The organism is Tsukamurella asaccharolytica (assembly GCF_007858435.1).
Classification (GTDB): Bacteria; Actinomycetota; Actinomycetes; order Mycobacteriales; family Mycobacteriaceae; genus Tsukamurella; species Tsukamurella asaccharolytica.
On record NZ_VIGW01000016.1, the window covers coordinates 51,888 to 61,577 of the forward strand.

A 9,690-nucleotide genomic window follows, 5' to 3' on the forward strand; every position below is an offset into this window, starting at 1 on the left:
GTGACCTTCCCCGCGCTCCCTCCCGAGGTCAACGTTGGGCGCCTCATGTCGGGGGCGGGCCCTGCACCGGCGACGGCTGCGGCCGCGGCGTGGGCGACGGTCGCGGCCTCGGTCAGCGCGCGGTCCGTTTTCCTGCAGTCCTTGCTGCCCCGTCTCGCCGCGTCGTGGCAGGCCCCGGAGACGGCGCTGATGACGCGCAACGTCGCGATGTACCTCGCGCACAACGAGGCGCTGCGGACGCAGGCGTTGCTCGCGTCGACTCGCCACACCAAGCAGGCGGCCGATTACTCGGCGGCTTTGGCCGGTATGGCCCAACTGCCCGAGATCGCGGCCAACCACATCACCCACGGCATCCTGCAGGCGACCAACTTCCTCGGCGTGAACACCGCGGCCATCGCCGCGAACGAAGCGCAGTACGCGGCGATGTGGGCGCAGAACGCCGCGATGATGCTGACCTACCTCGCGAACTCGACCGCGAACATGACCTTCGAGCCCTTCCTTCCGCCGAAGCCGGTGGCTACCTCCATCGGCGTGCCGATCCCCGCGGCAGCCGCGGGTGCCGCGTCGGTCGGCGATGCGGTCGTCACCAAGATGACTCTCGCCGCGCAGGGCGCGCAGGCCACCGCGAGCATGCTCGCCATGCGCACCGCGGGCGGGGTCCTAACGGCTACGAAGCTCGCCCAGACTGTCGTCGTGCAGGCACAACGGTTCGAGCAGGCGGCCTCCAACGCTGCGACCGCAGGTTCCCAGTCGCGTGAGAACAGCGCAGTCCGCCCCGCCGCTGGGCAGCAACTCGGCCAGAGCCTGATGCAGCAGCTCGGCGGCGCGGGCGTCGCCGCGGCGGGTATCGCCGGCGGCGTTGCGGGCGGAGCAGTCGGCGTCGCCCTATCCGGTGGTGGGACGGCGCTGCAGACCGGCGTGAGTGCGGGCACCGTCGCCGCCACCGTCGCCACCGGTGGCGGTGTCGTCTACCAGCCGATGAGCGCGTTGCTCGCGAACGTCAACCCTGAGAACCGGACCGGCACCGTCGGCTATTTCGGCACCCGCCCCGGCTCGCCCACGCTGGAGCGGATGTCTCGCGGCGAGCCGGCGCAGCGCAGTGCGTCCGCGCTCCGCATCGAATCCAGCACTGCGGCCCAGCCGCGGGTGGCCGCCCCGGCGAACTGGGCGACCGATGGTCTCACCGTCGCTCCGCCGCCCCCTCCGGTCCCGCGCGTGGCCGCCGAGCCGGTGCGCCCGCTCGTCCCGACCGGCGCTAGCGCGCCCGTCGCGCAGTCGAAGGGCAAGCAGCGCGAGCGGATCGTCGTGCCCGACACCGCCGCGATACCCGTCTACCAGGATTCGGCGCCCGAGTACGAGTCCGTTCCAGTCGACGTTCCGTCGAGTGGGGAGAGGCGCTGATCCCCACCATCCGCCCGGCCTACCACGACCACCCCTGAACTGGAGGAACACTCATGCCCCCGCAGATCTACGAGATGAACACCGGCGCACATGCCGCCGGTACCGCGAAGACCCACGACGTGGCCGCGACGACCCTCGCCAACATCAAGTTCGTCCGCACGACGGCCGAGGCCTACCGCGCCGCGAACGCCGGTGACACCACGAACAAGGCGAGCGCCCACATGGAGGAGCTCATCGCGGTGTGCAACGCCGAGCAGCAGAAGCTCGAGGCCGTGGCCGAGGCACTCGGCCGCAACGGCGGACTCATCACCAGCACCGACGGCGACGCCGGCGGCCTGTTCACCGGCTACGTCGTCTAGACCGCCGCCAGCACCGAAGGGTTACGGAAATGACTTCACCTCTGATCAAGGTCGACTACGCCAATTACGACGTCACGTCGGCGAGCCTGGGCAAGGCCTCGGCCATCGCGGACGCGAACATCGCCGAGCTCACCGCCAACAACACCGCGAACCTCAACGCGGGCAACTGGGTGGGCGTCGACCAGGAGAGCTACCAGCACGTCCACGAGGTCTGCCTCAAGGCCAACGAGAACCTGTCGTTGGCGATCCGCAAGACGGGCGTGAACATCCAGACCGCCGCCACGATCCACCAGGCGGGTCAGCTACAGGCGTCGGGCCTTTACTACATCTAGATGACGCGGGCCCGGCCACCGCACGCGCGTGGCCGGGCTTCGGTGGAAGTGGAGGGGCGCATGGCCGTGCTGCGCGACGAACCGGCGGCGAAGCTGTCCGCCTTCGCCGCTGACATCGACGAACTGCTGCTGTTGATGCGGCTTTCGGACGTCAGCGAGCTCGCGCCCGTGGTGCTAGCGGTGCACCCCAACGTGTACCGGCCCGACGATCAGCTGGTCGTGGACCTGGCGGTCCTGCCGGGGCTGGTGGATGCCGGGCTGGTGGACGCTACCGGATCCGTGGACCCGCAGGTCAGGCAGTGGCTCAGCGCCCTGCAGGCACCTGCCGCCGAGGTCGCGATCCGCGTGTTCGACGGTGACGCCGTGCTCCGCGGTGCAGTGGTGCGCCGCGAGGAGCTGGTGGTCGTCGCCTTCCGCAACGACGACCAGTTCACGGTGCAGGGCTTCCGCACCGATCGCGAGGATTTCGAATCGACGGTAGTGGAACCCCTGTGGCGGGTCCTCGGCGCACGCGATCCCGCGGACTTCGAGTCCTTCACCGTCGACGAGGGCGAACTGGCGGAGATCGTCGCGAGTTTCGATCCGCAGGTCACGGGCGCCCGCGGCGAGCGCGAGGTGCGTAGTCGGCTGCGCGAGCACGACCTGTCCCCGCAGACGATCGACGTGCTCCTCGACGCCGCGCGGTACACCGGGCGACGAGCCGAAATCGTCTACCATCGTGCGGATTCCAGCGGCGTGCGCACGCAGGCGGCGTGGGCGGTCGGCGTGATGGACACCGGTGCCGGCCGAGTCCTGTCGACCACCGACCGCGGTGCGCAGGGAGTGCTCGACGTGACCCTCAGTCCCGGCACCCGGCGGCGGTTCTCCGAGGGGATCACAGCGCTCGTCGAGCGCGGCGGGTGCCGCGGATGGTTCGATACAACAAACTGATAGAGCTCCCCTGGCTGGTCCCCTGACCTGGGTGTGTATTAGCCTGCAAACGATTCTTCCTTTGAGAGAGGTGCAGTCCATGAGCGACGCAGCTACCAATGTTCGGGTGCCTTTCGTGCCGCAGAACAGCTCGGATGAGACCGGCTCGCACGCGGCGACCCTGCCCTCGACCGATGCGGCCGTCCCGGTGGTGCGCCCGGCCGACCCGTCGGGTAGCCCGCTGCCCGAGCCCGTGAGCGGCGAATGGGAGGAGCCGGAGCTCCCCGAGGTCGACGACCTCGACGGTTCTGCCGTCGTGCCCACTGTGCCCACCGCGGAGCCCGCGGTTGTCGCCGCGGACGAGCGGCCCACCGCGGAGCAGCCGGTCGTCGTCGACGATCAGGCCCTCGCCCCCGAGGAGGATGCCCCCGAGACTGGTCTCCCGTCGGTGGACGCCCCGAAGCCGGGCGCCGCGGAGGCGAATGCGCCCACGGCCGACGTCTCCACGAACGGCATCCCGACGACGGACGTCCCGACGATCGACGCGTCGAATGCGGACGCCCCCACGACGGACGCTCCCGCTGCCGCGACACCGTCGGGCGCGCAGGCGGTGCATCCCATCCCCGCTCCGGCCTCCGTGCCGCAGCCGCAGCAGCCGCAGCAGTGGCAGGGCGGCCACAACGGCTTCGTCCCCGGTGCGGCGCAGAACACCCAGGCGCCGTTCCAGGGTGTGCCGCCGACCGGCCAGTTCCAGGCGCCCCAGGTATCGGGACCGATCCAGCGCCCGGCCGCGCCGCAGGTCTTCGGTCAGGCGCCCGGGCCCGTGCAGGGCCCCGCCGCGCCGATGGTGCCGCAGCACCAGCAGGCCCCGGTGCGCCCGGTGGGCGAGTCGCTCTCGGCGCCGATGTCGACCGCGTCGTCGTCGTTCAACCAGCAGATCCGGTTCTCGGACTCGGCCGTGCGGGTGTCCGGCTGGCGTGCGTGGATGCGCAGGGTGGGCCTCGACGTGGGCCCCAGCGCCAACGATCAGGAGCACGCGGAGCTGGTGCACCGCATCCGCGTCCCGAAGCACAAGTTCCACGTGACCAGCGTCTTCGCCGACAATGCCGGCGGCACGCTGCTGGTGGGCGTGCTCGGTCAGATCCTCGAGCGCACCCGCGCCGACAACGTGGTCGCGCTCGACCTCGACCCGGACGGCGGCGACCTCGACCAGGTGACCGCGTGGCACCAGGGCGGCTCGACGGCGCGCACGCTGATCCAGCAGAGTGACCTGTCGGACCGCAACCAGGTGGACAAGCACCTCGCGGTGACCTCGACCAACCTGCACGTGCTGCCGACGCCGTGGCGCTTCAACGGCCGCGACGTCGCCGACTACGACGACGTGCTGGACCTGTACTCGATCTTCCGTCCGCACTACAGCCTCGCGGTGGTCGACGCCGGCCGCGGCCTGCAGACCCCGACGGGTACCGGCGTGCTGGAGATCTCCTCCGCGCTGATCCTGCCCGCCTCGGCGACGACCCGCGGCGTGCGCAGGGTGGCGGCCACCATCGACTGGCTGCGCCACCACGGCTGGCACGGACTGCTGGCGAACACGATCGTGGTCATCAACCACACCAAGCGCCGAGGCAGCGTCTCCGTCGAGCAGTTCGACGAACTCTTCCGCGCCGGGCAGAAGCTCCGTGTGCACGAGATCCCGTACGACCCGCACCTCGACTCGGACCAGCCGATCGACATCGATCTGCTGCGCAAGCGCACGGTGCGAGCGTTCGAGGAGCTGGCGGCGGACCTGGCGGACGGCTTCAACTCGGGTTACGAGCCGCCGGCCGCCCAGAAGCTCGCCGAGCTGCAGCAGGTGCGCACGACAGAGGGACGCTGACGCCCGATGGTCTTCCCGATCACCCCGGAGCCCGCCGGAACCGAGAACGCGGGCCCCGGGAGATCCGCCGTCCCCGAACAGGTGCGCGTCCTGGTCGAGGTCGGCGAGAACTCCGTCGAGCGGAGCCTGTTGGCCCGCCGACGGTTGTCCGTCGTGATGGACTCCGTGATCCCCGGGCTGGAGCAGATCTTCCCGGACCACGACTTCTCGACGACCGGAGCCTGGACCTTCGCGCGTGAGGGCGGCACCCAGCTGCCCCGCGACAAGTCCCTCGCCGACGCCGGCGTCCTGGACGGGGACCGGCTGATCCTGTCCGAGACCTTCTCGACCCAGACCTTCCGGCCGCTCATCGAGAGCACCGCCGACGCGATCCAGGAGTTCTGTCGGCAGCGCTTCCGCCGGTTCGAATCGGCGACGGCGCGGGCGTTGGGGCTGCTCGCACTGGTGCTCGGCGCCACGGTCTTCGGCGCGCTGGTGCTCATCGCGTGGTTCGCGCACTCCAGCGTCCTGTGGTGGTTCCCGGTGGCGGCGCTCGCCTCGATCGTCGTGGTGCTCGCCGCGGTGTCGGCGGACCGGCAGTACCAGGCGCCGCAGGTGGCGTACGCGCTACAGCTGGCCGCGGTCCCGGTGCTCTTCGCGGCCGGGTTCGTGCTCATCCCACCCGACGGCGGGGCCGACGGTGCCTTCACCGCCGCGAACATCCTCACGGGGTCGATCTTCGCGCTGCTCGGCATCGTCGTGTTGGGCCGCGCGAGCGGTCTCGGGGCAGCGGTACTGGCCGCGCTCGGCCTGACCGCCGCCGCGGCCGTGGTCGCGAGTGCACTCTTCGCGTACACCCCGCTCGGCCGGCCCGCGATCCCCGCGATCGGCGTGATCGGCGGTCTGCTGCTGGCGAACTGGGCACAGGGCTGGGCGCTCCTGCTCGCCCGCGTCCGGCCGGACCCGCTCCCTCCTCCCGGTGAGGACATCGACCGCACCGAACTCGACGCGGCGTACCACGTCGACACCTTCGACGACGAGAGCACCACCGAGCTGGCGCGCGCCCAGGAGAACACCGGCCTCGAGCGCAAGGCCCGCACCGCGGCCAAGCTGCTCACCGGCTTCTACATCGCGATCGCCGGGATCCTCGTGGTCTCGTCGCTCACCGTGATCGTGCCGCGCAGCCACTACTTCTGGGGCGAGGTGGCGATCGCCGTCCTGACTTCGGTGATCTGCGTGCTCCGCGGCCGCACCCTCGACGACCGGGTTCACGCCACCGTCTTCTTCGTGGCGGGCTTCGTCATCGCTGCGGGCCTCGCGGTGGTGCTCGTCGACGCCATCGACTCGGACCTCGGCCGGCTCGTGGTGATCGTGCTCAGCGCCGTGGTGCTCGCCGCCTTCGGCGCGGGCGGCCTGCTGCTGGCCGACCGAGTCTCCACCGATCGCGGCGGCCACGGCCGCCCGCTCTCCGCGCGGCTCCTCGGCCGCATCGAGACGGGCGAGAAGCTGGCGATCTTCGCGGTCGTCCTACTCGCACTGTGGTGCACCCGCCTGTTCGCCGCGATGCGCGAACTCGACCTGTCGTTCCTGAAGTAGAGGGGCTGGGGTCCGTGCTCCGTTTCCCGAGGGCGGCTGCGATCGCCGTCGTCGCCGCCACCGTCGTCACCGCCGGTGGCTGGGCGCCGGCGGTGTCCGGCGCGGTGGTGCCGCCCGTCGCCGATATCGGCGCCGCGCCCCCCGACACCGACGGCCCGGAGCGCCCGCTGCGCAGCAACAATCCGCGCTGTGTCGAGCCGGGCGTCCTGCCGAATTCGAACCTGGCCGCCGCCCCCGCGCCGGCGAACACCCTGCGGATCGACGAGGCGCACCGGTTCTCCACGGGCGCCGGAGTCACGGTCGCGGTGCTGAGCACCGGCGTGCGGCGCCAGGCGCGCCTGCGCGGCCTCGACGGCGCGGGCGACAACATGGTGGCAGGAGATCGAGGCCTGCTCGACTGCGACGGGACGGGCACGCTGGTCGCAGGCATCGTGGGCGCGCAGCCCGCGGCGGGCGATGGCTTCGTCGGCATCGCCCCGGACGCGCGCATCATGTCCATTCGCGTCGACTCCGCCGGATTCTCCCTGCAGAACAGCCCCGCCGACAGCGAGGACCCCAACCTCAGCCGCGCCGCGGTGAACGCCCGCAGCATCGCCCGGGCCATCGTGCGCGCCGCTAACCGCGGCGCCAAGGTGATCGTCGTGCCCGAGCCCGTGTGCATGGCCGCCGACAACCAGTTCCGCCAGCGGGAGATCGGTGGTGCGGTGGCGTACGCGCTGCGCGCCAAGGACGCACTCGTCGTGGCCGGCGCGGGCGCGACGGATCGGCAGGGCGGCACCGTCGGAGCGAACGAGTGCAAGGCCAATCCCGATCCGGACCCCGGGCGGCCCGACGACCCGCGCGGCTGGCGGCGGGTGACCACCGTCGCCACCCCGAACTGGTTCGACGGGCAGGTGCTCTCCGTCGGCGCCACCACCGCGGAGGGCACGCCGTTGCCGGGATCCCTCAACGGACCCTGGCTCGACGTGTCCGCGCCCGGCGCGGGCATCGTCTCGCTGAGCTCGCGTAGCGGCGACGGCGTGGTCAACGGCTCGCCCGTCGAGCGGACTCTGGTGCCCTTCGCCGGACCCGAGTTCGCGGCGGCCTACGCGGCCGGCGCAGCGGCGCTGGTGCGCTCGCGGTACCCGCAGTTGTCGGCGACCCAGGCGGCTGCACGCCTCGTCGCCACCGCGCACGCGCCCGGCCGCGGCACGGACAACAAAGTGGGCCGCGGGCTCATCGACCCGGTGGCGGCGCTCACGGCGAAGGTGCCCGACATCGACGCGGACATCGACCCCCAGTCGGTGGAGAAGCTGCTGGTCCCACCGCCCCCGCCCGACCCCGACACCCGGCCGCGGCGGACCGCGGCGATCGTGGCCGGCGCCGGCGCGGTGGTGCTCGTGGTGATCGGCGGCATGGTCGCGCTGCTGCGGCCCGGCCGGAAGCGGAGGTCGTGATGACCGAGACCCCGACGGCGGAGACCGGCGCGCCGGCGGCCCCGGCGGCCCCGGCGGCCGACGTCCGGGCCCACCCCGAGGTCGCGCGCCTACGGCGACCCGTGGGTATCCGGCTCTCGCTGCGCCGCGCCCTGATCTGGGCGGTGCTCTCGGTGAGCCTCGTCGCGCTGGTCGGCGGCCGCTGGCCGATGTGGTCGGTGATCGCGCTCATCGTGCTGGGCGCCGTCGTCGCGTTCGTCTCGGTGCGGGGCTCCGTACTCAGCGAGAAGATCGGCGCGCGGCTGCGCTACTTCCGGCGGCGACGGCGCTCGGCCGGGGGCATCCCCGGCGGCGTCCTCGACGTCGACGGGGTCGGCGTGCGGCAGGGCGACGGCTTCGAACTGGTCTCGGCGATCGAGCTCACGGCTGACCCGGCGGAGACGCGGCTGCGTGAGGGGCGCGCCTTCGCCGCGGAGACAGTGCCCCTGGATCTGCTCGCGACGATGATGACGCAGTACGGCCTCGACGTGGACATCGACATCGTCTCCGTCGGCCGGCGGGTGCCGCCGGGGCCCGCGTACCGCGCCTCGTACTCGCAGGGCGTCCGGTTCTACGCCGCGATGGCGGAGCGATCGACGTGGCTGGTCCTGCGCGTGGACACGCAGCGCAACCTCGCGGGCATCGTGCGTCGCGGACCGTCGCGTACGGCGGGCCCGAAGGCTCTCATGGCCGCGACCCGGCGCCTCGAGCAGCGGCTGCAGGAGCGCCTCATCCGCGCCCGCGCGTTGCCCGCCGCGGAGCTCGGCGGGCTGGACGCCGCCATGACCTTCGGCGCCGATCCGCTGGGCGGCACCGAGAACTGGCGGTACATCGAGCACGATGCCGAGTTCGCCACCACCTACCTCGTCGACCCCGTGCGGACGTCCACCGAGAAGCTCGACCGCTGGTGGGGTCTCGACAGCGACAGCACCTCCGTGGTGCTGCGGATGCGCAAGGCCGACGCGCAGGCGCCGGTGGAGATCAGCGGCCTGGTCCGGTACGACACCGCGGTGCCCATCGTCGACAACCTCGACGACGCGCTCGTGCCCATGCCGGGCCGCCAGATGGAGCTGGCCCGTGCCACGCTGCCGGGCGGCGGTTCGAGCGTCGTCGACCTGCCGTCGGCGCGGCTGGATAACCTCGGCGCAGTGGAGATCCCCGTCGGACCCGCAGGCCCGGTCTGGGGTGTCTCCGGTACCGACGCCGTGGCGCTGCCTCTGTTCGACGGTTCGCCCGTCCCTGAGACGCTGGTCGTCGAGTTCGCGACCGAGCTGATCCCGCTGCAGCTGGTGTTGCTGCGTTCCGTCGGCGCGGGCGCCTCGGTCGCCGTGCACACAGACCGACCCGCGCAGTGGGCGACGCTCGCGGCCACGCTCGCCGATCCGGCACGGTTCCGCATCGCCGACGGTCCGGGCGGCCGCGCGGCAGACCTCACGGTCTTCGACGGTGCGCCGGCCGATGCCGTGCCCGAGCGCACCATGCTGACGCTGCGTGCGCCGGGCAGCGCACCCCTACGCGCCAACGCCGACATCGTCGTTGAGCAGGCATCCCCGTCGGTGATGCGCGTGCGGATCGGCCGCCGCGTTCCGTTCGACGTGGTCCTCAATCCCACCGACGAGGAACTGCGCTACTGCGACGCGCAGCCGATCGCGGGCGCCGCGCCGCAGCCGCCGGCGCAGCGGATGCCGCGCCAGGTGCCCGCGCCACCACGGCTGGCCCCCGGCGGGACCGTTCCCCAGCCCACCGCGCAGCGTCCGGTTGCGCGGGCGCCGCAGGTCGCGGCG

The 9,690-nt window shown here is 72.2% G+C and carries 8 protein-coding genes; all 8 read left to right on the forward strand.

Translation table 11 applies throughout. The features are described 5' to 3' along the window. A complete protein-coding gene (locus FK529_RS18225) occupies positions 1-1,401 on the forward strand; it encodes a PPE family protein (protein ID WP_146563896.1) in 1,401 nt (466 codons plus the stop codon). Positions 1,402-1,454: 53 nt separating this feature from the next. Continuing rightward, entirely contained in the window at positions 1,455-1,760 is a 306-nt protein-coding gene (locus FK529_RS18230; RefSeq protein ID WP_146563898.1) for a hypothetical protein, read from the forward strand. A gap of 29 nt (positions 1,761-1,789) precedes the next feature. Then, complete coding sequence (locus FK529_RS18235) at positions 1,790-2,092, forward strand: hypothetical protein (protein ID WP_146563899.1); 303 nt, start codon at positions 1,790-1,792, stop codon at positions 2,090-2,092. A 60-nt stretch (positions 2,093-2,152) separates the two neighbouring features. Continuing rightward, positions 2,153-3,022: an ESX secretion-associated protein EspG gene (locus FK529_RS18240; protein ID WP_158635153.1), complete on the forward strand. Its 870-nt coding sequence runs from the start codon at positions 2,153-2,155 to the stop codon at positions 3,020-3,022. A gap of 79 nt (positions 3,023-3,101) precedes the next feature. Beyond that, positions 3,102-4,877 (forward strand): MinD/ParA family ATP-binding protein, encoded by a 1,776-nt coding sequence (locus FK529_RS18245; protein WP_146563903.1) that lies wholly within the window; start codon positions 3,102-3,104, stop codon positions 4,875-4,877. A gap of 6 nt (positions 4,878-4,883) precedes the next feature. Then, the gene (eccD, locus tag FK529_RS18250) at positions 4,884-6,452 is read left to right on the forward strand and encodes a type VII secretion integral membrane protein EccD (RefSeq protein WP_146563905.1); all 1,569 of its coding nucleotides are present in this window, start codon (positions 4,884-4,886) and stop codon (positions 6,450-6,452) included. 14 nt (positions 6,453-6,466) lie between these two features. Then, entirely contained in the window at positions 6,467-7,888 is a 1,422-nt protein-coding gene (gene mycP / locus FK529_RS18255; RefSeq protein WP_158635154.1) for a type VII secretion-associated serine protease mycosin, read from the forward strand. Next, positions 7,888-9,690: type VII secretion protein EccE (gene eccE / locus FK529_RS18265; RefSeq protein ID WP_146563909.1), on the forward strand; the 1,803-nt coding region annotated here is incomplete at its 3' end. The genes mycP and eccE, both read left to right, overlap by 1 nt.